Annotated in this window: 23 protein-coding genes; all 23 read left to right on the forward strand. The window is 38.0% G+C overall.

All coding sequences use genetic code 11. The features are described 5' to 3' along the window. Positions 1-531 (forward strand): type IV secretion system protein VirB10 (gene virB10, locus D5018_RS06865; RefSeq protein ID WP_133309249.1); only part of this gene is annotated, 531 nt, incomplete at its 5' end. Next, positions 509-1552 (forward strand): P-type DNA transfer ATPase VirB11, encoded by a 1044-nt coding sequence (virB11, locus tag D5018_RS06870; RefSeq protein WP_121838273.1) that lies wholly within the window; start codon positions 509-511, stop codon positions 1550-1552. The genes virB10 and virB11, both read left to right, overlap by 23 nt. Further along, positions 1549-3402: a type IV secretory system conjugative DNA transfer family protein gene (locus tag D5018_RS06875; protein ID WP_121838274.1), complete on the forward strand. Its 1854-nt coding sequence runs from the start codon at positions 1549-1551 to the stop codon at positions 3400-3402. The genes virB11 and D5018_RS06875 overlap by 4 nt, the downstream gene beginning before the upstream one ends. After that, positions 3395-5272 carry an LPD7 domain-containing protein gene (locus D5018_RS06880; RefSeq protein WP_121838275.1) on the forward strand — a complete coding sequence of 626 codons (1878 nt, stop codon included), beginning with the start codon at positions 3395-3397 and terminating at the stop codon, positions 5270-5272. Before D5018_RS06875 ends, D5018_RS06880 begins: the two co-directional genes overlap by 8 nt. Next, positions 5250-5423: a conjugal transfer protein TraD gene (locus D5018_RS06885; protein ID WP_121838276.1), complete on the forward strand. Its 174-nt coding sequence runs from the start codon at positions 5250-5252 to the stop codon at positions 5421-5423. The genes D5018_RS06880 and D5018_RS06885 overlap by 23 nt, the downstream gene beginning before the upstream one ends. Positions 5424-5426: 3 nt before the next feature. Continuing rightward, positions 5427-6422 (forward strand): ArdC family protein, encoded by a 996-nt coding sequence (locus tag D5018_RS06890; RefSeq protein WP_121838277.1) that lies wholly within the window; start codon positions 5427-5429, stop codon positions 6420-6422. Positions 6423-6869: 447 nt separating this feature from the next. Then, complete coding sequence (locus tag D5018_RS06895; RefSeq protein WP_121838278.1) at positions 6870-8000, forward strand: polysaccharide export protein; 1131 nt, start codon at positions 6870-6872, stop codon at positions 7998-8000. A 41-nt stretch (positions 8001-8041) separates the two neighbouring features. Then, on the forward strand, positions 8042-8482 hold the full coding sequence (locus D5018_RS06900; protein ID WP_121838279.1) for an arsenate reductase/protein-tyrosine-phosphatase family protein: 441 nt from the start codon (positions 8042-8044) through the stop codon (positions 8480-8482). 97 nt (positions 8483-8579) lie between these two features. Then, positions 8580-10763, forward strand: a complete 2184-nt coding sequence (locus D5018_RS06905) for a polysaccharide biosynthesis tyrosine autokinase (RefSeq protein ID WP_121838280.1) — start codon at positions 8580-8582, stop codon at positions 10761-10763. Positions 10764-10775: 12 nt separating this feature from the next. After that, on the forward strand, positions 10776-11903 hold the full coding sequence (wecB, locus tag D5018_RS06910) for a non-hydrolyzing UDP-N-acetylglucosamine 2-epimerase (RefSeq protein ID WP_121838281.1): 1128 nt from the start codon (positions 10776-10778) through the stop codon (positions 11901-11903). Between the two features lie 73 nt (positions 11904-11976). After that, a complete protein-coding gene (wecC, locus tag D5018_RS06915) occupies positions 11977-13245 on the forward strand; it encodes a UDP-N-acetyl-D-mannosamine dehydrogenase (RefSeq protein WP_121838341.1) in 1269 nt (422 codons plus the stop codon). Next, positions 13238-13711 (forward strand): adenylyltransferase/cytidyltransferase family protein, encoded by a 474-nt coding sequence (locus tag D5018_RS06920; RefSeq protein WP_121838282.1) that lies wholly within the window; start codon positions 13238-13240, stop codon positions 13709-13711. The genes wecC and D5018_RS06920 overlap by 8 nt, the downstream gene beginning before the upstream one ends. 3 nt (positions 13712-13714) lie before the next feature. After that, positions 13715-14800, forward strand: a complete 1086-nt coding sequence (locus D5018_RS06925) for a CDP-glycerol glycerophosphotransferase family protein (protein WP_121838283.1) — start codon at positions 13715-13717, stop codon at positions 14798-14800. A 71-nt stretch (positions 14801-14871) separates the two neighbouring features. Beyond that, a complete protein-coding gene (locus tag D5018_RS06930; RefSeq protein WP_133309250.1) occupies positions 14872-16053 on the forward strand; it encodes an MATE family efflux transporter in 1182 nt (393 codons plus the stop codon). Continuing rightward, entirely contained in the window at positions 16050-16562 is a 513-nt protein-coding gene (locus tag D5018_RS06935) for an acyltransferase (RefSeq protein WP_121838285.1), read from the forward strand. The genes D5018_RS06930 and D5018_RS06935 overlap by 4 nt, the downstream gene beginning before the upstream one ends. Further along, entirely contained in the window at positions 16559-17686 is a 1128-nt protein-coding gene (locus tag D5018_RS06940; RefSeq protein ID WP_121838286.1) for an O-antigen ligase family protein, read from the forward strand. The genes D5018_RS06935 and D5018_RS06940 overlap by 4 nt, the downstream gene beginning before the upstream one ends. Then, positions 17673-18740, forward strand: a complete 1068-nt coding sequence (locus tag D5018_RS06945) for a glycosyltransferase (protein WP_121838287.1) — start codon at positions 17673-17675, stop codon at positions 18738-18740. Before D5018_RS06940 ends, D5018_RS06945 begins: the two co-directional genes overlap by 14 nt. Continuing rightward, positions 18737-19867, forward strand: a complete 1131-nt coding sequence (locus tag D5018_RS06950) for a glycosyltransferase (RefSeq protein WP_121838288.1) — start codon at positions 18737-18739, stop codon at positions 19865-19867. Before D5018_RS06945 ends, D5018_RS06950 begins: the two co-directional genes overlap by 4 nt. Before the next feature lies 1 nt (position 19868). Then, entirely contained in the window at positions 19869-20993 is a 1125-nt protein-coding gene (locus D5018_RS06955) for an N-acetyl sugar amidotransferase (RefSeq protein WP_121838289.1), read from the forward strand. Continuing rightward, a complete protein-coding gene (gene hisH, locus D5018_RS06960) occupies positions 20990-21607 on the forward strand; it encodes an imidazole glycerol phosphate synthase subunit HisH (protein WP_121838290.1) in 618 nt (205 codons plus the stop codon). The genes D5018_RS06955 and hisH overlap by 4 nt, the downstream gene beginning before the upstream one ends. After that, positions 21600-22364, forward strand: coding sequence for an AglZ/HisF2 family acetamidino modification protein (locus D5018_RS06965; RefSeq protein WP_121838291.1), 765 nt, complete (start codon positions 21600-21602; stop codon positions 22362-22364). Before hisH ends, D5018_RS06965 begins: the two co-directional genes overlap by 8 nt. Before the next feature lie 8 nt (positions 22365-22372). Then, positions 22373-24484 (forward strand): bi-domain-containing oxidoreductase, encoded by a 2112-nt coding sequence (locus D5018_RS06970; protein WP_121838292.1) that lies wholly within the window; start codon positions 22373-22375, stop codon positions 24482-24484. Between the two features lie 33 nt (positions 24485-24517). After that, positions 24518-26149: a heparinase II/III family protein gene (locus tag D5018_RS06975; RefSeq protein WP_121838293.1), complete on the forward strand. Its 1632-nt coding sequence runs from the start codon at positions 24518-24520 to the stop codon at positions 26147-26149. The last annotated feature ends 1 nt before the right edge of the window (position 26150 follow it).

Genomic DNA, 26150 nt, shown 5'->3' on the forward strand with positions numbered 1-26150 from the left:
TTAGAAACCGCCATTAGCAGCGACGTAGCAGGCATGACCCGTTGTCAATTAAGTCGTGATATTTACTCTACCAATGGCAAGGTATTGCTGCTCGAAAAAGGCAGTCATATTGTTGGTGAGTACCAAGCTGGATTAGAGCAAGGGCAAGCTCGAATCTTTGTATTGTGGGATCGCATCGAAACCCCAACAGGCGTGATTTTGGATTTAGCGTCACCGGGAACCGATAACCTTGGCCGCAGTGGTCACAGTGGTTATGTCGATGGTCATTTTGGACAGCGATTTGGCAGTGCCATGCTACTCAGTCTGATTGGTGATGTCGGCACTTATTACGCCAATAAATCCAAAGGAAATAGCAATAAAATCCAATTCGGAGACACCATTGGCGGCACTAAAGATCTCGCTTCTATTGCACTGCAAGACTCAATTCATATCAAACCAACTTTGTATAAAAACCAAGGGGAACACATCAATGTATTCGTAGCTAGAGACTTAGATTTTAGGAGTGTTTATGAGCTTAAACTTAGCCAATGAAGTTGCAATTGAACCCAATCGTGCTGTTGCTTTATACGAGCACCTTAACGTACTCAACATTTATTTATATCCACCACAGATCACGGAAGTTGTCATCAATCAACCATTGCAAGTGCTAACTGAAAGGGAAAGTGGCTGGAAACAACATAAAGTGAAATCACTGACTTTGGAGTACTGCCAACGATTAAGTAAGTTAATTGCTACTTATTCAGGTCAAAAACTGGATGCCGTGCATCCAATATTATCCGCCACTTTGCCTGATGGTGAACGAGTACAAATTGCCATTCCTCCAGTCACTCAAGTAGGTAAGATCAGCATTACTATCCGCAAGCCGTCCAAATCCGTGTTTACCTTGGACGAGTATCAACGGCAGGGCTATTTTTCACAACAAAGCCATGTTGATGGCAGTCAGAATGAAACCGATGCCCAGCTGTTGGCCTTTAAGCAAGATGGCAATATTGCCGCTTTTCTAAAACTCGCCATCAAGCTGCGAAAAAACATTATCGTTTCTGGTGCGACAGGCTCAGGTAAAACTACATTTCTGCGCTCATTACTGCAACAAGTTCCTGATTCAGAGCGATTGATAACCATAGAAAACGTCGATGAATTGCAGCTGTATAACACCCACTCCAATACCGTCAGTTTGTTCTACTCCGCAGGCAATCATGGCGTGGCCAATATCACTCAAAAGCAGTTGTTAGAAGCCAGCTTACGAATGAAGCCCGGCCGAGTGTTTGTCGCAGAGTTAATTCGTGGCGATGAAGCCTTTTACTTTCTTCGCAATATCAATTCAGGTCATCCGGGCAGCATCACTACCATGCACGCAGGTAGCCCCAAGTTGGCATTAGAGCAGCTGATGTTACTGCTAAAAGAAAGCCAAGCAGGTTCGTCATTATCCAGAGAAGACATTAAACAGCTTTTGAATTTGTGCGTCGATGTGATTGTGCAGCTGCAAGTGGTAAACGGCAGACGTTTTGTCAGTGAAGTGTTCTTTAATCCCAAAGCTACGGAGACACAATGAGTAAACGTGGCTGGTTAATTTTATCAAGCATCATTGGCGTGTTAATCGCAAGCCTGTGGCTCAGTGGTGCCTTGTTCTTATGGTTCGCCAACCTTGATATAAAACAATCCAGCCCGATAACCATCTTCAAATACGCATACTACTTTGGGCATCAACGCATCACACAGTTTTATCTCATTCTATCCGTTACCATCGGCTTTGCGCCTGTAATTGCCTTTGTTGCTAAGAAGCTTAAAACAAAACAGCTACCTCTCTACGGTGATGCCAAATTTGCCGATACCAAGCAGATCAAACAGGCAGGATTACTGGCTAAATCCGGCATTGTTGTTGGTAAAAAACGCTTTGGATTGTCAGAGCAATATCTACAATTTGCAGGGCAGCAGCATGTATTAATGTCTGCACCGACTCGAAGCGGTAAAGGCGTAGGTGTGGTGATTCCAAATCTACTAAGTTGGAAAGATTCAGTCGTAGTCTTAGATATCAAACAAGAGAATTGGCACATCAGCGCGGGGTTTAGAAAGTCTCACGGCCAGCAATGTTTTCTGCTTAATCTTGCCCCAAGAAACTACCAAAGCCATCGCTGGAATCCACTGTATTACATCTCTAATGATCCTAGTTTTCGGATAAACGATATTCAGAAAATAGGGCAAATGCTGTTTCCCAATATCGATAACGAAGCCCCAGTTTGGCAAGCCTCTGCTCGTTCTTTATGGCTTGGATTAGTCTTGTACCTGATTGAATCGCCACCTTTACCCGTAACTATGGGCGAGGTATTACGATTACTCACTCAAGGCGATGAATATCTGGCTCAGCAATTAGAATTGAGGCTGGATTCCAATGTCAGCTTATCTAGCCAATGCCTGTTAGCCCTAAAAGAATATCTAGATACACCAGAGCGCACTCGTGGTTCTGTGCGAAAAAGTTTCACTTCAGCCTTAGAGCTTTTTTATAACCCTGTAATTGATGCCGTGACCGCAGGTAATGACTTTGATCTTCGCCATATACGTCAGCATAAAATGTCGATTTATGTGGGTGTCACGCCCGATGATTTAAATCGTTTATCACCACTGATTAATCTGTTCTTTCAACAGCTGATTGACCTTAATACCAGAGAGCTGCCTGAGCAAAATCCACAGCTGAAATATCAAGTGCTATTACTACTCGATGAGTTTGCAGCCATTGGCAAAGTCAACATCTTAAGCAAAGGCATTAGCTATGTTGCAGGTTACGGCTTACGATTGCTTACCATTATTCAATCTCCAGCCCAGCTGCGAGAAATCTACGGTCATGATGGTGCTGAAACCTTAATAGATAACCATGCGCTGCAAATTGTGTTTGCACCGAAAAATCCCAAAGTTGCGAGAGAGATCTCCGATAGCCTTGGCACTTCCACGATCAACAACCGCAGTCGAAGCCGTCAGCTATCAGGCAAAGGTGGTAAAAGTGAAAACATTAGCGATCACGGACGAGCCTTAATGCTGCCACAAGAGTTAATGCAAATGGGCGCTGATAATGCCATTTTACTCCTAGAAAACTGCCCTCCGGTGAAATGTAAAAAACTGCGTTGGTATCAAGACAAACAGCTAAGTGTTCGGGGTAATTATCCAGATAAAAATCATTACTCAATACCGAATATTCCCAAGGTTACGCCTAAACAGCATTCAATCACTATCACTCAAATTCGCTGCGCTGAGGATGGCGATACAACAAGTGTTGAGCAATCTGAAGCTGACAATAGTGCTACATCGCAGTCGAGCCAACCAAACCCCGAGCCTATATATCAAAAAACACCAATGAATGACTTGGTTACCAATTTCAAAAACGTAGTTGGAGATGAAAACTATGAGTAATGAGCAATTGAAACATAAAACCTATTTGGCCGTGGGTTATGACGATAGAGCAAAAGCCCAAGAAGAAATAGGCAGACTCAGTAATGGTGTTTCGGCTATCAGCTTTGATGGTGAACAAGGCTTGTGGTTCGCCAAAGCGGGCACTGATAAACGCAAAGTTCAACCTTGGCTGCCCGATCCCAATATGATGAAGCAGCACAGCGATACTGATTCTCTGCTTGAATTTAACAATGTGCTGGAAACCGCAGGCTTTTTACTGAAAGAGCCACCTATGATGGATGGGCAAATTCATCGGGTAGCGACACAGGACGATAAACGAGGGCAAAAAAGTGGCGTCTATGCCGTGTTTAATGATGGACATCCCGTTGGCTGGTATCAAGATCACCGCAATCATAGCGAACCACAAAAATGGCATGCAAGCTTTGAGCAGGCCGATCCAACCGCACGTCTTCATCAAAAGGCACACATGGCCAATATTCGCTATAAACGAGAGCAAAGCCTTAATCAAAAGCAACAACATCATGCCAAACGCTGCACTCAATTGTATCGACAGCTACCCACGGCAAACTCTGGTCAAGGCTATTTGAATCGTAAAGGCGTACAAGCTTATCCCGGTGTATGTCAGGACAAGAAAGGCCGCTTGGTGATCCCACTTTATGATACTGAACAAAATATCCATAGCCTTCAGAGGGTCAGCTCTAATGGCTTTAAGTGCCTAAAAAAAGGCGCACAGAAATCAGGACATTTCTTCGTGGTCGGTGATAGGCCGCTAAACACTAATGAGCCAATTTTGTATGCAGAAGGCTATTCGACCGCAGCCAGTATTGTCGAGGCCACAGGTCGCAGTGTAGTGATGACCGTCGATGCAGGCAATATGCCCAAAGTAGCTGAAAAAATCAGTGCAAAATATCCCAATGCCAAACATCTATTTCTTGCCGACAATGACCATAAAAATCAAATCAACAAAGGCATACAAAAAGCCAGAGAGTCAGCCAACTTAGTTGGTGGGCATTGGCTAACCCCTAAATTTTCTACAGAGCAAATTCAACATGGCTTAACCGATTTTAATGATTTACATATGAGCAACAGTGTATTCAGAGTGAAAAAGCAAATCGAAGGTTACATTGAACGCTGTTGGCCAGAGCTGAAGTACCAAAAACCAGAACGATTACAGCCACCACTTAATAGCATTATGCCTATCAGGCCTGTACTCAAAGCCATAGCTACACAGCCGAAAAAAACTACGTCTGAACACGCAATGGCACCAGAAACTGAATTAGAAATACAGCCAGACAATCCGACACAGCCTACGAAACCAAACAAGAAACAACCAGAAGAAGAAAAGTCAAAAATGCCGATGCCTAAGCATCTGTATATGCGCTATACCTCTGCAAATGGTAAAAGCTATTTCCCAAATCGAAACTCAGCAGCGCTGGCCTTTATCGACAAAGGCAACAAGCTCCAAACTCGGCTTGAACACAGCAAAATCATTATGGATTTATTGGCGATTGCCAAACATCGAGGCTGGCAACAAATCAAGCTTAGAGGTAGTCAAAACTTCAAACGTGAAGCTTGGTTACAAGCCAAAATCAAGGGAATGGACGTCACAGGCTATAAACCACAACCCATGGATTACCAACGCTTGGCACAGCAAGGAGTAACCATAGGAAAGCAATCTCAACAAACTCAAGCGGTAAAGCCCCAAGCTCAGCCAACCACTTCATCACCAAACCTGCAAGCGACTACACAAGCCAAACCCCAATCCGCATTAGAACGATTTAAGCAAAGATTTACACCACAAAATTCAATTGCCAAATCCCGTTTTGCACAAAATAAGGAAAACCACTATGAACACCAACTCGAACACTAAACTTGATGAAAAATTAATTTTGCTCAACACACCGCAGAATATTGTAGAAGTCACGAAAGCAGAAGCCGAGGAACTTGGCGCATTTGAGGAAGATGCGTTGTCTGAACAAAACGCATGGGAAGCCACCGAAGTTGATACTGATGAGGAGTAAACCATGCCTACGAACCAAAAGAGCAAAGTCCCATACTATGAGCAAATAGCAAACAAGCTTATTGAGCAATTAAAACAAGGCACTGCGCCTTGGCAATTGCCATGGAAGCCGGGCGAGCCAAGAATGCCACATAATCCAGTCAGTGGCACTAAATATAAAGGTTCCAATGCAATTTGGTTAGCCATGCAAGGCCGAGAAGATCCAAGATGGATGACTTTCAAGCAAGCCAATAGCCTCGATGCCAAAGTCATGAAAGGACAACACGGCACTATCGTTCAATATTGGAAACTATTCGATAAGGTAGATAAAACCGACTGTAACGGCAAAAAGATCTTAGGGGTAGATGGAAAGCCTTTGAAAGAAACTATCAAACTAGAAAAGCCCAAAGTCTTCAGTGCTGTTGTCTTCAATGCCGCACAAATTGAAGGCTTACCAGAGCTTGAAATCAAAACCGAACCAGACTGGCAACGGCATGAACGAGCAGAGAAAATCATCAATAATCTTGGTGTTAGTCTTCATCATGATCAGCACGACAATGCCTACTACAGCCCTGTAACTGACAGCATTCATTTACCCGCCAAATCCCAATTTGAAACCGCAGATCGATATCTGGCGACGATTTTTCATGAGGCAGCACATTCGACTGGCGCCAGCCACAGACTCAACAGAGATATGTCAGGCCGCTTCGGTGATGAATCCTACGCCAAAGAAGAACTCAGAGCCGAAATCGCCTCTCTCATGATCGGTGATGAGCTCCAAATCGGTCATGATTTTGGTCAGCATGCCGCCTATGTTGATGCTTGGATTAAGGTTCTACAGGATGAACCTAAAGAAATATTAAGGGCTTCGAGAGATGCAGCGAAAATCCAGAATTACGTGATGGGGTTAGAAAATGTCAATCAATTCACTAAAAATCTAAATGAACCAATAAATACTTCTGGTTCAAAGTTAGTTTCAAAGCAACTTGTTAAAAAAAATGAAAGCATCTTGGAAATATAACCGATCAAGCATATTAGCTCAGATATATGTGATGCTTCTAATTAAAAAATAGAGAGTTATCAACTTTGACTCTGGAGAAAGCGGGATACTTTTATTTGTACAACTAAAGTATGAGCATGTAAGGCTGCCTTTAGACTAAAAAATCTAAACACAGAAGAAAATACCTAGGAAAAAACTCAAAAAATAAGCTTTGGCACAAGCTATATATGTGTGTAGAATTCCTGTCCTGATTCTTTGGTGATCAATTCATTAAGGAAAAAGAATTGTGGTTGGCTTAACAAAGCATAACTACCTCAGCATTAAGTAAGCTAAGGATAAAGCTTGGCAAGCGCAGTAAGAGCTACAACTTAGTGGCGGTAGCGTGCCAAAATTTTATTCCTCAAAAATCATTCACAAACTATTCAATAGCTTACCTCACCTTATTACTTGCTTTAAAAATAAAACAACATGAATATACATTTCAACAAGGTCGTCAAGTTAATGCCTGTATTATTGCTTTCAGGCTGTACTATTGTTCCCGGCAGCCATATATCAGGTGAAGATTCTTTTAGTGGGAATACGGAACAATTACAACAAGATTTAGCCAATGTTAACGTATCTGTTATTGATTCAAAATTGATCGCTGAACAACGACGAATTCGTAAAAATTCACAAGCATTAATTACATCTCACAAATTGCCAAATACCAAAAACTATGAATATAAAATTGGGATTGGTGATGTATTAGCTATCGGTGTTTGGGATCACCCAGAGTTAACCATACCAGCTGCGACGCAACGAACTGCGGACTTTGATGGTATTCGTGTTCAAAAAGATGGCACCATTACTTATGCCTACGCAGCAGGTTTAAAGGCTGCGGGAAAAACGGTTCAGGAACTTCATTCCGACTTAGTTAACAAGCTCAGTAAAGTGATTGAAAAACCACAAGTTGATGTAAAAGTTGTCGGTTATAAAAGTCAAAAGGTCTACATCACTGGTGAAGTACAAAAACCGGGTGTCGAAGCCATTACAGAAGTTCCCCTCACTCTGGTTGATGCGATTAATGCAGCTGGTGGGCTGACCAAGCAAGCAGATTGGAGTGATGTGACATTTTCTCGCGGAGACAAGTCAGAAGTTATTCGTCTGAATGATTTTTACACCCGTGGTGATTTATCACAAAACCGTCTATTAAGAGATGGTGACATTGTGCATATCAACCGTGTTGATCAGCAAAAAGTATTTGTTTTAGGTGACGTAACCCGAAGCGGGGCTGTGGATATTAATCGTTATGGTATTACCCTTGCACAAGCATTAGCGGATGTTGGCGGCATCAACGAACGCAGTGCAGATGCAAATGGTATTTTTGTTTTACGCAAACGTGATATTGAAAAAGACGGAGTTATTGCTGATGTTTACCAATTACATGCCAAAAATGCGATAGCACTTGTTTTGGCAAATCAATTTCAGTTAGAACCACAAGATATTGTTTATGTAACCTCAGCGCCGCTTGCTCGCTGGAATAAAGTCATTAGCTTGTTACTTCCTTCTGTTTCTGCGATTAATGTTGGTGCGGATACCAACAATAAGCTGACGAATTGATTAGGTGTCATTAATCATTATGTGGTAAAGGTCATAAATAAATGTTTAATAAAATCTTAGTGGTCTGTGTAGGGAATATTTGTCGCTCGCCAGTAGGTGAATATTTACTAAAAAAGCAATTACCTAATAAGCATATTGCTTCAGCGGGCATTGCATCGAAAAAGAGCAAGCTTGAAGGCAAGCCTGCAGATAACAGCATGATAGAGCTTGCTTCAGAAAATGGCCTCGATATTTCAATGCATCAATCTCAGCAATTAACACGAGAGATGTGCAATGAATACGATCTGATATTGGTAATGGAAAAAGGCCATATTGATGCCGTGACCAGCATTAACCCTGCTGTAAGAGGAAAAACCATGCTGTTAGGGCAATGGATTGGTCAAAAGGAAATTCCAGATCCTTATAAAATGAGCAAAGAAGCTTTTGAGCATGCTTACTCATTAATCGACCAAAGTACTCGTGAGTGGGCGAAAAAATTGTAAATGCAAATACTGCCCTTCCCATGTGGCAGATATCCAGCGTCTTAATTCGATTTCAGAAAATTAAGGCAAGGTCTTAAATTCACTTTCCTAGATGTATATGACAACTCAAACAAAAAGCTCAGTAACACAAAGTGCTAACGATCAAATCGATCTTGGTAAACTCATAGGATTGCTACTTGATGATAAATGGCGAATATTAATCATCACGATGCTTTTCGCCGCTGTAGGTGTTGCCTTTGCACTTTTCTCTACGCCCATTTATAAATCAGATGCGCTAATACAAGTCGAAGATAAGAAAGGCGGAATGTCACAGCTTCTCAGTGAAGACATGGGCGACTTATTCGGTGGTGAATCTTCTGCAACAACAGAGATTGAAATCATCAACTCAAGAATGATTTTGGGAAAAACCGTTGAATCATTAAACCTAACCACATCGGCTTCACCAAACTACTTCCCGATTATTGGTAAAGGGTGGGCGAGAAGAACAGGTAATCAAAACAGTATTGAGGTTTCACGATTTGATGTACCTGAGTACCTGAAACCCATCACGTCACCACTTTCCTACACCCTAGTTATTACTAATGCTGAAGCTGGAGAGTATCAATTAGTCAGTAATGGTGAACAAAAAACGCTGCTTAACGGTAAGGTTGGTGAGCTGGCAAAAGGGCAAGGTTACAAGCTGTTTGTTCAGTCATTGAAAGGCAAGGCTGAAGATAGTTTTACTATTCAAAAAGTAAACGAAATCGATGCCATTGGTAGCCTCAAGCAAAGTTTAAGTGTAAGTGAAAAGGGCAAGCAAACAGGCATTTTGCAGCTTTCCTATACAGGCGAAAAGCCTAAAATGGTTGAAGCGATTTTAAATAGCATCGCGCAAAACTACTTTTTACAAAACGTTGAGCGTCAGTCTGCAGAAGCCGAGAAAAGCTTATCTTTCTTAAAAGGCCATTTGCCTGATGTAAAAAAAGAACTGGATAGCGCTGAAGGCAAGCTAAACAATTATCGACAATCCCATGATTCCATAGACCTCACACTTGAAGCAAAAGCTACGCTTCAATCCATGGTGCAGTTAGAATCACAACTCAACGACCTAAAATTCAAAGAAAGTGAATTAAGCCAAAAATTTACCAAAGATCACCCTGCCTACAAGTCGCTGCTTCAACAAAAAGCAGTATTACTAAAGCAAAAGCACGACCTTGAAGTTCAAGTACAAAATATGCCTGAAACTCAACGTGAAATACTGCGGATGACGCGTGATGTTGAAGTGAATCAGCAAATTTACGTACAACTGCTTAATAAGGTACAAGAGTTAAACATATTAAAAGCGGGTACTGTTGGTAATGTTCGTATTCTTGATAATGCAAGAACCTACACCAAACCTGTTAAACCGAAAAAGCCACTCATAGCTGTATTAGCTACTTTGTTAGGCGGTATGTTTGGCGTTGCCATCACGCTTATTCAGGCAGCCCTTCATCGTGGTATTGAAAACCCCGATGAGATTGAAGAATTAGGTTTGCCTGTGTATGCCAGTATCCCAGACTCTAAAGAGCAAAAGTTATTAGATGTCCGATACAGCAAGAAAAAGCGCAATAAGCATGGCTTACTTGCTGCTGAAAATCCAGCCGACTTAGCCATCGAGGCACTGAGATCACTCCGTACTAGTTTGCACTTTGCAATGCTGGAATCAAAAAACAATATTGTCGCGATATCAGGCCCTGCACCAAGCGTGGGTAAATCATTTATTACTGCAAACTTTGGTACCATTCTCGCCCAAGCTGGTCAAAAAGTATTAGTCATTGATGCTGATCTACGTAAAGGTCATTTAATTCGTTACTTTAAAGCCAAAAATGATATTGGCTTATCAGAGGTGATTACCAACAAAGGTAGCTTAGAGCAAGCCATTCAACAGACATCAGTCGAAGGATTAGATGTACTGGTTCGAGGCCAAGTGCCACCCAATCCATCAGAATTATTGATGCATAGTCGATTTGCAGAAACGCTAGAACTTGTGTCAGAACAATATGACATTGTACTAATTGATACGCCTCCAATTCTTGCAGTGACCGACCCTAGCATTATCGCCAAGCATGCTGGTACAACATTAATGGTTGGCCGATTTGGTCAAAATACCATTAAGGAAATCGAAGTCGCACAGCATCGCTTTAACCAAGCTGGAACAGAAGTCAAAGGCTTCATTCTCAATGCGGTAGAGAAGAAAGCTTCAAATTCCTATGGCTACGGCTACGGGTATTACAACTATGCGTATGAGAGTGATAAAGCTTAAGGATAATAAGTGATGGAAAATAAAAAGAAAATTCTTACGGTTTTTGGTACGCGACCAGAAGCAATTAAAATGGCTCCACTGGTTCACGCTCTCAACGAAGATGCTCGGTTTGATGCCAAAGTCTGCGTAACGGCTCAGCATAGAGAGATGTTAGATCAGGTTTTAGATCTTTTTGAAATAACGCCTGATTACGATTTAGACTTAATGAAAGCTGGACAAACGTTACCAGAAGTGACAAGCCGAATTCTTTTAGAGTTAACCCCAGTATTAAAAGACTTTAAGCCAGATGTCGTTTTAGTTCATGGCGATACTGCAACGACCTTTGCTGCAAGTCTAGCAGCATATTATGAGCAAATATTAGTAGGGCATGTCGAAGCAGGGCTTCGGACTGGCAATATTTACTCCCCATGGCCAGAAGAGGCAAACCGAAAATTAACAGGTGCATTGACTAAATACCATTTTGCACCAACTAAAACGTCTAAAGAAAATTTGCTTGCTGAAAACTATCAAGAATCGAACATATATGTTACTGGAAATACCGTTATTGACGCACTATTGATAGTCAATGAAAAAATTAAAACTGATGATGATTTAAAAGCGACTTTAAATGCTGTATTTCCGTTTTTAGATGAAAACAAAAAACTCATCTTAGTAACTGGTCACCGTCGTGAAAGCTTCGGTGGTGGTTTTGAGCGAATTTGTGAAGCGCTAGCAATAACAGCAAAAAAACATCCTGAGACGCAAATTTTATACCCTGTACATTTAAATCCAAATGTCAGAGAGCCTGTAAATCGTATCCTTTCAGGGATCGATAACGTTATTCTTATTGAACCACAGCAATATTTACCATTTGTTTATTTGATGAGTCGAGCAGAAATTATTCTTACGGATTCGGGCGGTATACAAGAAGAGGCCCCTTCATTGGGTAAACCCGTTTTGGTTATGCGTGATACAACTGAAAGACCAGAAGCCGTATTAGCAGGAACCGTCAAGCTAGTTGGTACGGAAGTAGATGTCATCACAGCGAATTTAGATGAATTACTGACAAACGAAGAAGCCTATGAAGCAATGAGTTTTGCTCATAACCCATACGGTGATGGTAAAGCATGCCAAAAAATTCTTGAAGAGCTTGCAAAGTAAGAATCACTTCATTTATAAGCAGCCAAACTTTCAGGCGAAAATAACACGTTTTAAATTATTCTGGGAAAAGAAAATGCCATTCGAAACTATTTCAGTAATTGGTTTGGGATATATCGGTTTACCAACAGCCGCAATGTTTGCATCAAGAAAGAAAAAAGTAATTGGAGTTGATGTAAACCAACATGCAGTCGATACAATTAATCAAGGTAAAATTCATATTGTTGAACCTGATTTGGATATGATTGTACATGCAGCTGTTTCTGAAGGTTATTTGAAAGCAGTTACAACACCAGAGCCAGCAGATGCTTTTTTGATAGCTGTACCTACTCCATTTAAAGATAATGGTGCAGAAATACCAGAACCAGATTTGACTTATATTAAAGCTGCAACAAAAGCTATTGCTCCAGTGCTTAAAAAAGGTGATTTAGTGATTTTGGAATCAACATCACCAGTCGGTGCTACAGAGCAAATGGCTGAATGGTTATCAAAGCTGAGAGCTGATTTGAGCTTTCCATTAACCCACGGTGAAAATGCAGACGTAAATGTATCCCATTGCCCTGAGCGGGTTCTACCTGGTCACGTCGTTAGAGAGTTAGTTGAAAACGATAGAGTTATTGGAGGCATTTCATCCAAATGCTCTGAACGTTCAGTTGAACTCTATAAAACCTTTGTACAAGGTGAATGTGTAATTACAAATGCCAGAACTGCAGAAATGGCAAAGCTAACAGAGAATAGCTCACGCGATGTCCAAATTGCCTTTGCAAATGAGTTATCAATTATCTGTGACAAGTTAGATATAAATGTATGGGAATTGATTGCACTAGCAAATCGCCATCCCCGAGTGAATATCCTCCAACCAGGTCCCGGTGTAGGTGGGCACTGTATCGCTGTTGATCCTTGGTTTATTGTGTCAAAAAATCCGAAAGAAGCGCGAGTAATCCATACTGCTCGTACGGTAAATGATTCAAAGCCAGAGTGGGTAATTAATAAAGTAAAATTAGCAATAGCAGATTTTTTGCAATCAAATCCAGAAAAAACAGTATGTGAAGTCACAATTGCTTGTTACGGATTAGCATTTAAAAAGAACATTGATGATCTACGAGAAAGTCCAGCTTTAAATATTACGAGTGAAGTTTGTGCTTTTCATAGTGGTCAAGTATTAATTGTAGAGCCAAATATACACAAATTACCTAACACTCTACAAAGCGGGTTTTTAGTCGAGTTTGAAAATGCTATAGAGCTAGCGGATATAAACTTGATATTGGTAGATCATGATGAATTTAAATTTTCAAATTTAATTAGGAAAAATACTATAGACACAAAGGGAATATGTAATGAGTAAAGTAGTGATTACATATGGAACATTTGATCTATTTCATATAGGGCATGTCCGTTTACTTAAGAGGCTTAAAAGCCTAGGTGATAAGCTCATTGTAGGCGTTTCTAGTGATGAATTTAACGAAGTTAAAGGAAAGTGTTCATATTATTCTTATAATGAAAGAGTAGAAATCTTGAAAAGTTGTGTGTATGTCGATGAAGTTATTGAAGAAGCTTCATGGGATCAAAAAGTAAAAGATATAAAGAAATATAACGTAGCTATATTTGCAATTGGTGACGATTGGAACGGTGAGTTTGATTATTTGTCAGACTATTGCCAAGTGAAATATCTAAAAAGAACTAAAGATATTTCGACGACCCAAATTAAAAGACAGCTTTCATCAGTTAATGATAATGAGTTGGAGGAGTTGGAGAATAAATTACATGAAACAATAGAGTTAGTTAAGTGCTTAAGTAAAATAAGTAGGTAATAAATGAAAAAGCTGTTGATGACAGTGGTTAACACCCTTAATAAAATAATAAAAAAAGACTCTCAAAAAGTTGTTTTTACTGGGCAACCCGACTTCGATGACATGCTGAGGGGGATGTTGCCATATCTTCATGATTACAAAAAAATTATAATCCTTCTTAGCTCAAATAATTACAAAGAACCAAGTTGGCTACCCAAAAACTGTACGATATATCCAAAGTTATCAATAATGGGGCTGTTCTCTATTATTACTAGTTCTAGAATTTATTATACTCATGGTTTATTTCAGGGTTTTAAAACTTTAAATAGCACAAGACAAGTAGTGATCAACCTCTGGCATGGTATGCCATTAAAAAGAATAGGCCATTATATAGAAGAGCAACCACAACCACAGTTTCACTATACTATCGCTACATCGGGAATTTATCAAAAAGTAATGTCAAATGCCTTTGGTGTAGATATTAAAAAGGTGTTGTTAACAGGGTTGCCAAGGAATAATCTACTTAAAAATAATAATAAAGTTGATTTGGGTCTGTCTGGTAAAATAATTTTTTGGTTACCAACTTACCAAGAAAAAAATGAAGTTGATGATTTCTTCGGGTTTCAGAGTTTTGATATTGAGAGATTAAATGATACATTGAAGTTGAAAAATACTACTCTTATAATTAAGCCTCACCCTTACGAAAGGATAAAAATAGATAATTTCACTAAGTTAAGCAATGTAATGATGATTGATGAAAACTATTTTTATATGAAAAAAACCTCACTTTATGAGGTGTTAGGGAGTGTTGATGAGTTGTGGACGGACTATTCGTCGGTGTTTATAGACTTCATTGCGACTAATAAAAAAATAACATTTATACGTCCAAATAGCAGACATTATAAAAATAAGAGAGGATTAATACCGGATGTTTCTAGCCTTGAATTACCAGGAGTTGTTATAACAAGTCAAAATGAACTGCATAGATATTTGGAATTTAATAATCCAGGTAACAAACAATATCATGAAATTGGAAAGCAATTTTTGGCATATGATTTTTACGAGCATAATATTATTGAAGATGCTATAAAAGGTGCTGGATGTATTTAAGGCAAGTTTCCTGGAGCAGTTTGTACAAATTTGGCAGCATAGTGCTAAATTTTTACTTGGTTTCTTTAATTGTGTCGCTTGTAGGTGTCGAAGGTTATGGGGTATATACTGCTGCTATTTCTGTTACTACTTGGATGTTTTTATTTGATTTCGGGGTGGCTAAAGGTGCAAGAAATGTAATTACAAAAGCTTTAATTGAAAAAGACTTTGCCCTAATAAGAAAGACAGTCCTAATAACTTATACTGTAACAGCACTTGTTGTTTTGGTAATGATAGGATTTTTTTATTTCTTGGTGATTTATTTTGATGCGCTGAAAATTGAAGCTATAAAAAATGAAACATTGTTTATCTTGTTAGTGACTTGTGTTGTTTATTTTTTATTTTCAATTGTTGATCAATTAAATTATGCTGTTCACAAAGGTAATTTAGTTTTTGTTAATTCATTTTTTGTTGCTTTTATAAATGTTGTTTTGATTAAGTTTTTTTACCAGGATGTTACAGTTGATGATGTTGTTATATTGTTTTGCTTATCTAAAGTAGCTCCTTATATATTTTCGAGTGTATATTTTTTTGTTGTTAATATCGACTTTAGGGTGGGCTTTACAGTTGCATTTGACTGGGTTTTATTGAAAAGGATTTTGTCTAACAGTATATTTATAATATTAATACAGCTTTTATTTCTTTTGATGATTGGTCTGGATAGGATTATTTTACTAAATTGTTCATCAGGAACTGAAGTTGCAAAGTATGATATATTATATAGAGTGATGGGAGTTGTGATGTTGCCTTATAGCCTTTTAGTTTCACCTTTATGGGCAACTCTAAAAAAGGTATTAGAAGATAAAGATTGGAAAAAATTTACCGAAATTAAATATAGATTTCATTTGCTTTTGGCTGTTGCTGTTTTCCTTCTTGTTTTAGTAGTTATTTCGTTTGATTGGATTGTTGGTATATGGTTGACACAATCTATTCTAATTGATTTTTATAGTAAGGCCTTAATGGCAGTTTTATTTGTTTGCTTTATTTATTGCGGTTTCTATACTGATATGTATTTTTCTTTTGAAGTATACAAAGTACTAGCTTTTTCCCTAGTTCTAAGTTTATTTCTTAAGTATATGTATATATATATGTCGAATGAAATTAACGCATTTGCTATGATATTTTCATCAGTGATTGGTTATATGTTTTTAAGTGTTTATTTTATGATGTGTAACAACTCTGTTTCTAAGGGTAAATTTGGAACTAATTTATGAGCTACCTGATAAAGCTGATTTGTATTATGATAAGTATATTGCCTGAAACAAGGTTGTTTAAGTTTAAGGTTTTCTTACTGAATTTATGTGGGTTTAAATTCTCACAATCGAGTCGAATAGTTTCTTCTATTTCAATAGTGGGAACGGCTAAATTAACAGTTTTAGATGGGAGTTATTTAGGGCACTTTTTTAAATGCTATGGTGATGGTGTAATTCGAATTGGCAGTGAAGTCGATATTGGACCAGAAGTATCAATTGTTACAGGTACGCACACAGTGAACGTTGATGGTGGAAAAGTGGCCGGAGAGGGTAGGTGTGAAGATGTTTTTATTGGCGATAATTGCTGGATATGTACTGGAGTTAAAATCTTAGGTGGGACGGTAATTGGTAATGACTCATTAGTTGCGCCAGGTTCTGTAGTTAAAGGAACATTTTCTGAAGGTGCATTTATTGGGGGGAATCCAGCAAAGGAAATATGCAAACTGAAGGATTTATATAACAAAAAATGAAATATAAGCCACTTTATTACTTATTAGCATTTTTACTTATTACGGATATAAGTTTTCCATTTGAAGGGAAAGTTACAATTATAAAGTGGGGAGTGTTAATATTAACATCTATTTGTCTATTAACTTTGCCGAAAAATAAATTTAGCATTGATATTTGTAGTGTTTTTTATTTTCTATTCCTGACTGTGTCTATATTTTCAACACTTATTCATTCAGGTATTAATTTTAAATCTATAACCTACATTTTCCCTTATCTTTTGATGTTTTTTATTTATTTGAATTTTCTCACATCAAATTTTGATTTGTACCGCTTAATATGCATTCTTGGTAATGTTAGTGTTTTTTCTGTGTTGGTTAGTATTCCGATGATAGCTTTTCCTTCATTCTATGAAGACTCAAGGTTTCATGGTATTTATGGTAACCCCAATTCTATGTCAGGATTTGCAGCTTTATCAGCTGCATTTGTGTTCTCAAAGTTAATTAGTGTGAAACAAAAGACTAATAAAAATTACATTTTATATTCTTTAGCGTTTATCATGTCTTGTTTTATCATTATTATCCTGTCTAAAAGTAGGGCGTCATTAGGTGTGTTTTTTGGAATTTTTGCTTTTTCTGTAATCTTTATAGACTTTGGCATTAAATTAAGATACAAATTAATTTTATCTTTGATTACTTCATTTCTTTCTATATCTTCTTATGTTTACTCATCAACTCTATTTTTGTCTAGTGTTGACTCTAAAAGTCGAAATTTATTAGATTTTAGTAATAGGCTGTCTATTTTTGAAGCTCAGTTGAATTCATTTTTATACAGCCCTATGGTTGGGGTTGGCTTTGTTATTGACAAAAGCGTTGAGTTTTCTAGGCGTGGTGGCGAGCTGTCTTATTCTGATATTCTTTCATTTAGTGGAGGAATAGGTTTTTTATTCTTCATGTTAATAAATGTGTTTTCATTTCTGTACCTTTATAAAAACAGGAGGGTAAATAATAACATAGTTATTATTTTTGTTTGTATTCTACTTTTATCCATATTTGAAGGTTATATATCAAATGTCGGGAGCCTAATTAGTATATTATATTGGGCGGTTGTCTCTTTTACATTTAAGGGCGTACATGAAAAAAATTAAGATTGTTTACCTGTATTCTGTTTTGGCTGGATATGTCGAATCAATTTTGAAAGGATTAGTTGAAAAAAATAATGTTGAAGACATAGAAGTTATTCACTGGTTGCCTAAAGGTATTAACTCTACTTGTTATGAATTACCACATATCGAAGGTGTTAATTTTTATGAAAGAAGCCGCTTCGATGATTTTTCGTTATTAGAGTTTTTAAAGTCACATAAACCTAATATTATTTATGTCAGTGGTTGGATGGATAAAGGTTATTTAAAAGCCATTAAACATTATAGAGTGCAAGGTTATGAATGTAACGTTGTTTGTGGTATTGATGATCAATGGAAAGGTAGTTTTAGACAACTAGTAGGGCAATACTATTTCCGTATATTTTATCGTTCAATTTTCGATTATATGTGGGTTGCAGGTAAACCGCAATATCTTTATGCTAGAAAATTTGGCTATAAAGATAATCAGATAATTTATAATTTATTATCAGCTGAACCTCATTTTTTCAATGCAAAAACAAATGCCTGTAAGAGGTTTGTTTTTGTTGGCAGGCTCGATCCTGTAAAGGGAATTGATACTTTAATTCAAGCGTATTCTTTACTTTCTGAAAATGAAAAAAATGAATGGCCACTTATAATAATAGGTACTGGTGAAATGGAGTCTTTGATTAAGAGCAGTAATGTTAGTTCAATAATTCATATACCTTTTTTACAACGTGATGCATTAGTAGGCGAACTAATGAAGGGAGGGGTGGGCTGTTTACCTAGTTCTCATGAACAGTGGGGTGTTGTAATTCACGAATTCACAGCGATGGGAATGCCGTTGTTGTTGTCTGATGAGTGCGGAGCTGCAAGTGAATTTCTGATTAATGATGCAAATGGCTATTCATTCGAAAGTAACAATGTTATTTCATTGAGTGAAAAGATGAAATCTTTTATTAGTATGAGTAACAGTCAGTTTGAACTTATGTCAAATAAAAGCAAGTCTTTATCTAAAAGAATTACACCTGAATTGACCATTGATTCTTTGTTGTCTATATATAGAGAAAAACACAATTGAAAAAAATAATTGTTGGAGTTGATGCTTCTAGAAATAAATCTGGTGGTGCAATAGATCACATAAAAGGGATTATCAATTGCTTTGATCGGGAGAGCCATAATATCAAAGAAATTCATATATGGTCATATAATGAACTTCTTAATGAGCTTCCAGACAATAGCTGGTTAAAAAAACATAGTAATTCGTATATTGAATCAGGAATTATAAAAAACCTTTATTGGCAAAAGTTTTTATTAAAAAAGGAGCTCGAATATCACGACTGTGATGTGCTTTTTAGTTCAGATGCTTCTTCATTATGCCGTTTTTCCCCATTTGTAACATTAAGCCAAGATGCACTTAGTTTTGAGAAAGGCACTATAAGAAAGTTTTTGTTTACTCGTTCTATTTTTAGAATGTTGTTTATTTATTTTTTACAAATTTCAACAGTTCGAGCAAGTAAAGGAACAATTTTTTTAACAGAATATGCTAAAAATCTTGTAATTAGAAAAACAGGAAGCATCTCTAGAACTCAAATTATTCCTCATGGTGTCAATAGCATATTTAAACTTAATATTTCACATGTAAAGCTGAGTTTATTAGAGCCAGTTTCTGTTATTTATGTTTCCAACTATTCAATGTATAAGAACCAATGGAATGTTGTACAAGCAGTTGATCAGCTTAATAAAGAAGGTTACTCAATTAACCTTGCTTTAGCAGGGGGGGGCGGGGGTAAAGCAAAAAAATTAACTGACTCTGCTATGTGTAATGCAAAATGTCCTCAAAATTTTCATGATCTAGGGCGAGTTCAGCATTCTGATTTACCAAAGTTGATTGCCAAACACGACATTTTTCTTTTTGCTTCCTCTTGTGAGACAATATCTATAACTTTACTCGAAGGGATGGCATCTTTTAAGCCTATTGCATGTTCAAATAAAGGACCAATGCCTGAAGTTTTAGGCAATAACGGTGTGTTTTTTGATCCAGAAGATCCATTTTCAATAAAGTTAGCCTTAAAAAAAATTATGTTAAATTCTGATAGTGAAAATTATAAATTGGCGTTTGGCGCATTTGAACGATCAAAATACTTTTCTTGGGAGAATTGTTCCCGTGAAACTTGGAATTTCATTGAGAAAACACTAGAGGAATAGAATGAGAATTTGCACAAAATGTGTAATGGATACCACAGATTCTAAAATAACATTTGATGAAAATGGAGTTTGTGATCATTGCAATACCTATTTTTCAGATATCTTGCCAAAATGGAATCCAGATGGCATTGACGAGTCCGAATTATACAAATTAGCCGAAAAAATCAAACAAGAAGGTAAAGGTCAAGATTTCGACTGCATTATTGGTATGAGCGGGGGGATTGATAGTTCTTACCTTTTATATCTTGCGAAAGAAAAACTCGGGCTTAGACCTCTTGTTTTTCATGTTGATGCGGGTTGGAACTCCCAAGAAGCGGTCAATAACATTGAGCGCTTGGTTGATGGCTTAGGGCTTGATCTTTATACTGAAGTGATTGATTGGGAGGAAATGAAAGATCTACAACTTTCATTTTTCAAAGCAGGTGTTTCACATACCGATACGCCGCAAGATCACGCTTTCTTTGCGACAATGTATAAGTTTGCTTCTAAACATGGTGTTAAAAATATTTTAACTGGTGGTAATTACTCCACCGAGTGTATCCGTAATCCTTTAGAGTGGATGTATTATCAATCTGATAGTCGTCAGCTAAAAGATATTCATGATAAGTTTGGTACACGTCCTCTTAAACGCTTTCCAGTGACAAACATCCTTTGGCACAAAGTCTATTTACCTTATTTCAAAGGAATTAAGGTGACTCGTCCTTTAGACTACATGAAATATAACAAAGAAGAAGCGACTCAACTTCTCGAAAACAAATTTGGTTACCAGCGTTATCCTCAAAAACATTTTGAGTCACGCTTCACACGTTTTTATGAAGGGTATTGGTTACCTGCGAAATTTGGCTATGATACTCGTAAAGTTCAGTTTTCAAGTCTAATTCTAACGGGGCAAATGACTCGCGATGAAGCTCTTGAGCAACTTAAAAAGCCAGCAATGACTGAAGAGCAGGTTCGCCAGGAATTTGAGTATATTGCTAATAAGCTGGGTATCTCTGTTGAAGAGTTACGTGGTTATTTCGATGCTCCAAACAAAACGTATCGCGATTATAAGTCTCAGCAAGGGATATATGATGTTGGTGCGAAAGTCTTGCGCGCATTTGGTCTGGAAAAAGGAGGCAAGCGTTGATTGCGATTGTCGACTATGGCTTAGGAAATATTCGTGCTTTTGGGAATATATACAAACGCTTAGGGATCCCTTATTGCTTTGCCAAAACCAAGGAAGAATTGGCACAAGCGAGTAAGATTATTTTACCCGGTGTGGGTTCTTTTGATTATGCGATGGAGCTTTTAAATAATTCAGGGCTTCGTGAGCAATTAGATGAGCTCGTATTAGAAAAAAAAGTCCCAGTAATCGGTATTTGTGTTGGTATGCAAATCATGGCAAAGGGAAGTGAAGAAGGCAAAAGTAAAGGACTCGGCTGGTTAGATACCACTGTGGTTAAGTTTTCTGATGATAACGAACTAGAGTTTCCATTACCTCATATGGGGTGGAATAATTTGTCATTGCAAAAAGATGACCCACTTTTTGATGATCTCGATATAAATCCTCTTTTTTACTTTTTACACTCATATCACTTTGATGCCGATTATGAGCATGTCATAGCGTCGGCAAAATACTCGGAACGCATTGGCTGTATCGTAAAAAAAGAAAACATTTATGGTATTCAGTGTCACCCTGAAAAGAGCCACCATAATGGTGTCAATTTGCTGAAAAATTTTGCAGAGGTAGCTAATGCTTAGGTCGCGTGTTATTCCTGTTCTTTTAGTGCGTGATAAAGGTTTAGTTAAAACCACTAAGTTTTCAGATGACAAATATGTTGGTGATCCGCTCAATGCAGTTCGAATTTTCAATGAAAAAGAAGCAGACGAACTAACCATTTTTGATATTGATGCAACTGTGCATGGTAATGAACCAGATTATAAGACAATTGAGAACTGGGCTGCTGAGTGTAGAATGCCACTTTGCTATGGTGGTGGAATTAAAACGGCTGAGCAAGCACTTAAAATCTTGTCCTTAGGTGTTGAAAAAGTGGCACTAAGCGCAGCAGCTATCAACAATCCTCAGTTGATTAAAGTGATTGCACAACAAGTTGGTAATCAAAGTGTTGTTGTAGTTCTTGACGTTAAGAAAAAGCTATTTGGTAGCTATAAGGTTTATACTCATAACGGTAAAAAAGCAGTTGATATCGATTTATTTGATTTTATAAAAACAGTTGAATCTCTGGGTGCAGGCGAAATCGTTATAAATAATATCGACCTTGATGGCTCTATGAAAGGCTATGATCTAAGCCTATTAAAAAAACTGAAAGCAGCAGTATCGATTCCTTTAACCATTTGTGGTGGGGCAGGTTCTCATTCTGATTTAAAACATGTGATTAGCACGTATTCTCCAATAGGCGTCGCAGCAGGTAGTTTATTTGTTTTCAAGGGTAAATATAGAGCGGTCTTGATTAACTACCCAAACTCAAGTGAAAAGAATTCTTTATTTTCTAATTAGGTAATTTGATGCAACAAGTATTACAAAATCTTGCCAATGGTGAAACATCATTGGTCGATGTTCCTTGCCCAAATTCGAAAAATGGTCATGTACTAATTCAAACAACTAAAACATTAGTTTCTGTTGGCACCGAGCGAATGCTTGTTGATTTTGGTAAAGCAGGGTGGATTGAAAAGGCTCGTTCTCAACCTGACAAAGTCAAAATGGTTTTAGAAAAAGTTAAAACTGATGGACTTTCTGCCACTTATGATGCTGTTAAATCTAAGTTAGACCAGCCTTTACCGCTAGGTTATTGTAACGTTGGCACTGTAATGGATGGTAGTGACACTGGGTTCGAGCAAGGTACTCGTGTTGTATCAAACGGTAACCATGCTGAAGTGGTAAGAGTACCTAAAAATTTAGTTACGGCGATTCCTGAGGGAGTTGATGATGAAACTGCCTCGTTTACAGTTCTTGGTGCAATTGCGATGCAAGGCATCCGGTTAATCAAGCCGACCATCGGAGAAGCGGTTGTTGTAACGGGTTTAGGTTTAATTGGTTTATTAGCTGTTCAGATATTAAAAGCTAATGGCTGTCGTGTTCTGGGCATTGACTTTGACTCATCTAAATGTGAACTCGCTAAGCAGTTTGGTGCTGAGGTTGTTGACTTATCCAAAGGTGAAGACCCATTAGTTGCTGCTGAAGCTTTTTCTCGTGGACGTGGTGTTGATGCGGTATTAATCACTGCAAGCTCAAAAAGCAATGACATCATGCATCAAGCAGCAACCATGTGCCGTAAACGCGGTCGAATCGTTTTAGTTGGGGTTGTTGGCTTAGAGTTGAGCCGTGCGGATCTCTATGAAAAAGAGCTTACTTTCCAAGTGTCTTGTTCTTATGGCCCAGGTCGATATGATGATGAATATGAAGCTAAAGGGAAGGACTATCCTTTTGCGTTCGTTCGTTGGACAGAGCAACGAAACTTTGAAGCTATTTTAGATTTGATGGCTGCAGGTGCTATCGACATTAAACCTTTAGTAAGTCATCGATTTGTTATTGATGATGCAAAAGAAGCATACGCTAAGCTTGATGACAAAGCCTCTTTAGGTATTGTTCTTGATTACAGTAGTTCTGATCCTGAAAAATTAACTCAATCGACCGTTAATCTTGGAGCAATCTCGGCTCCTTCTAAAGGAAAAGGTAATGTGGCCTTTATTGGCGGTGGTAACTATGCATCAAGAGTGCTTATTCCAGCATTTAAAAAAGCTGGTGCTAATTTGACTTCTATCGTCACTAGCGGTGGGATCAGTGCTGTACACCATGGTAACAAAAATGGCTTCGGATCTGCTTCAACCGATTTGCAGCAAGCTCTTGATGACAAAACAGATACAGTGGTCATTGCTACTCAGCATAACCTGCATGCATCACAAGCTATTGCTGCACTAGAGAAAGGCAAGCATGTATTTGTAGAAAAGCCGTTAGCGTTAAATCATGAAGAAATTAATGCATTAGAAGCCGCTCAGAGAGCTTCGAATAGCATTGTTATGGTCGGATATAACCGCCGTTTTGCTCCTCAAGTTCAAAAAATGAAAGCGTTACTGAGTAACAAATCTGCACCGAAGACGTTTATCATGACCATGAATGCTGGTGATATACCTAAAGATCATTGGACTCAAGATCCAAGCGTTGGCGGTGGCCGGATTATTGGTGAAGCTTGTCATTATATTGACTTAATGCGCTTTTTATCAGGCTCTGAGATTTCTTCCTTCAACGCTGTAAAAATGGGTGAAAATGACTTTGTTGAAGTGACTGAAGACAAGGCAATCATAACCCTGACTTTTAAAGATGGCTCAATCGGTACGATTCATTATTTTGCTAACGGTGGCAAGTCATTTCCAAAAGAAAGAATAGAAGTATTCTGTGACGATGCTGTGCTGCAGTTAGACAATTTCCGTAAATTAACAGGATTTGGCTGGAAAGGGTTTGATAAAATGAACCTTTGGTCACAAGATAAAGGGCAAGCTAATTGCACTAAGACATTTATGCAGTCAGTGATATCTGGCTCTGCTAGCCCAATCCCTCATGAGGAAATTTTTGAGGTGGCGCGAATATCCGTTGATATTGCAGAACATCTCAGGAGTTAATTTCAAGGGGGCTTAGCCCCCTTTCGTTTATTTATGAAAAAATTATTATTACTATTTCACACTGTTAAGTGTCTAAAGTGGCCTCAATTTTATTTTAGATTTTACCGTAAGTTTTTTAAACCTAAGGTAACTGAGCAATTTAATCAATACGTTGTAAAAAGAAGTCATCTTTGGAAAAGTGTTGAGCTTTTTGAAGAGAAAATTACTTTTGATTATCGAGCTACATTTTTAAATCATTCTAAAACACTTAATTTTCCCGTTGATTGGAATGATGAATCTCATAGTAAACTTTGGACGTATAACCTTCATTATTTTGAAGAACTTTTATCAATAAATTCAGATCAGAAACGCGACTTTCATTCTGAGTTAATTGAACAGTGGATCCAAGATAATCCTATAGGAAAGGGGAATGGTTGGGAGCCTTATCCTATCTCTTTACGTGTTCCCAACATATTTAAAGCTTGGCTCTCAGGAATGGAGCTTACTCCGTCCATGTTTGAGAGCTTGCATGCTCAAGCTAGTTATCTTTCTAATGATTTAGAAAAGCACCTCTTAGGAAATCATTATTTTGTCAATTTAAAGGCATTGCTTTTTGCTGGAGTCATTTTTAAAAATTCTCGATGGCTGAATATAGCTGAAAAAGGCTTGCTGAAAGAAATTCCTGAACAGATTTTAGATGATGGCTTCAACTTTGAACTTACACCCATGTATCATTCACTTATCCTTGTTGATATGTTGGACATGTGTAATTTATGTCGCTCTTATCCAGAATCTGTTTCATCTGAACTATCAAGGCTAATTGAAAAATATATTCCTAAAATGCTTCATTGTATGGAAGCTATATCTCATCCTGATGGCGGTGTATCCTTCTTTAATGATTCAGTTGACGGAATTGCTCCTCAACAAGCGTTAATAAAAAATTATGCAAAAGGCTTAGGCTTTCAATCTGAGAACTTCAATTTAGAAAACGCCCAAGTGTTTGATTTGAAACATTCGGGATATTTGGTTGCAACCCTCAAAGGCCTAAAAGTCATTTTTGATGCTAGCAATGTTGGGCCTGATTATATCCCAGGTCACGCTCATGCAGATACGTTGTCATTCGAGATGTCTATTGGGCCTGAAAGAGTTTTCGTTAATACTGGTATTTCTCAGTATGGGTTGTCACCTCAGCGTTTAATAGAAAGAAAAACAATTTCTCATAACACAATTGAAGTAGACAATAAAGATTCCTCACAGGTTTGGAGTGGCTTTAGAGTAGCTAAGCGAGCTCGAATTAACTGGCGCTATGCTGAAATTAAAGGCGATGGAGTTATTTTAAGCGCAAGTCACAATGGTTATGAAAATATCATTGGTGGATGCGAACATGCTCGTACAATTGAGTTAGGTACAAATAGCTTTGTTATCTCTGACAAAATTAAAGGTCAATTTAATACTGCGATATCACGGCTTTACTTTCACCCTGATTTAAGTGTCACTTTAAGTGAAGGGATGCTTGCAGTTGAGGGACAGCATTTTTCTATGCGGTGTGACTTATCAAGCTTAGATGTGTGTTTAAAAGAATCTCTGTGGCATCCAGAGTTTGGTTTATCACGAGCAAACAAGGTATTGGAAACAAAGATGGAGACAGATGCTCTTTCTTTAAATTTTTTATGGAATAAAAAGTAGT

It is taken from the genome of Parashewanella curva, from assembly GCF_003675895.1.
GTDB classification, from domain to species: Bacteria; Pseudomonadota; Gammaproteobacteria; order Enterobacterales; family Shewanellaceae; genus Parashewanella; species Parashewanella curva.

Bases quoted from the DNA above. Each gene is read 5' to 3' on its own strand.
- virB11 (WP_121838273.1), top strand. From the start codon at position 509: ATGAGCTTAAACTTAGCCAATGAAGTTGCAATTGAACCCAATCGTGCT.
- D5018_RS06875 (WP_121838274.1), top strand. From the start codon at position 1,549: ATGAGTAAACGTGGCTGGTTAATTTTATCAAGCATCATTGGCGTGTTA.
- D5018_RS06880 (WP_121838275.1), top strand. From the start codon at position 3,395: ATGAGTAATGAGCAATTGAAACATAAAACCTATTTGGCCGTGGGTTAT.
- D5018_RS06885 (WP_121838276.1), top strand. From the start codon at position 5,250: ATGAACACCAACTCGAACACTAAACTTGATGAAAAATTAATTTTGCTC.
- D5018_RS06890 (WP_121838277.1), top strand. From the start codon at position 5,427: ATGCCTACGAACCAAAAGAGCAAAGTCCCATACTATGAGCAAATAGCA.
- D5018_RS06895 (WP_121838278.1), top strand. From the start codon at position 6,870: ATGAATATACATTTCAACAAGGTCGTCAAGTTAATGCCTGTATTATTG.
- D5018_RS06900 (WP_121838279.1), top strand. From the start codon at position 8,042: ATGTTTAATAAAATCTTAGTGGTCTGTGTAGGGAATATTTGTCGCTCG.
- D5018_RS06905 (WP_121838280.1), top strand. From the start codon at position 8,580: ATGACAACTCAAACAAAAAGCTCAGTAACACAAAGTGCTAACGATCAA.
- wecB (WP_121838281.1), top strand. From the start codon at position 10,776: ATGGAAAATAAAAAGAAAATTCTTACGGTTTTTGGTACGCGACCAGAA.
- wecC (WP_121838341.1), top strand. From the start codon at position 11,977: ATGCCATTCGAAACTATTTCAGTAATTGGTTTGGGATATATCGGTTTA.
- D5018_RS06920 (WP_121838282.1), top strand. From the start codon at position 13,238: ATGAGTAAAGTAGTGATTACATATGGAACATTTGATCTATTTCATATA.
- D5018_RS06925 (WP_121838283.1), top strand. From the start codon at position 13,715: ATGAAAAAGCTGTTGATGACAGTGGTTAACACCCTTAATAAAATAATA.
- D5018_RS06935 (WP_121838285.1), top strand. From the start codon at position 16,050: ATGAGCTACCTGATAAAGCTGATTTGTATTATGATAAGTATATTGCCT.
- D5018_RS06940 (WP_121838286.1), top strand. From the start codon at position 16,559: ATGAAATATAAGCCACTTTATTACTTATTAGCATTTTTACTTATTACG.
- D5018_RS06945 (WP_121838287.1), top strand. From the start codon at position 17,673: ATGAAAAAAATTAAGATTGTTTACCTGTATTCTGTTTTGGCTGGATAT.
- D5018_RS06955 (WP_121838289.1), top strand. From the start codon at position 19,869: ATGAGAATTTGCACAAAATGTGTAATGGATACCACAGATTCTAAAATA.
- D5018_RS06965 (WP_121838291.1), top strand. From the start codon at position 21,600: ATGCTTAGGTCGCGTGTTATTCCTGTTCTTTTAGTGCGTGATAAAGGT.
- D5018_RS06970 (WP_121838292.1), top strand. From the start codon at position 22,373: ATGCAACAAGTATTACAAAATCTTGCCAATGGTGAAACATCATTGGTC.
- D5018_RS06975 (WP_121838293.1), top strand. From the start codon at position 24,518: ATGAAAAAATTATTATTACTATTTCACACTGTTAAGTGTCTAAAGTGG.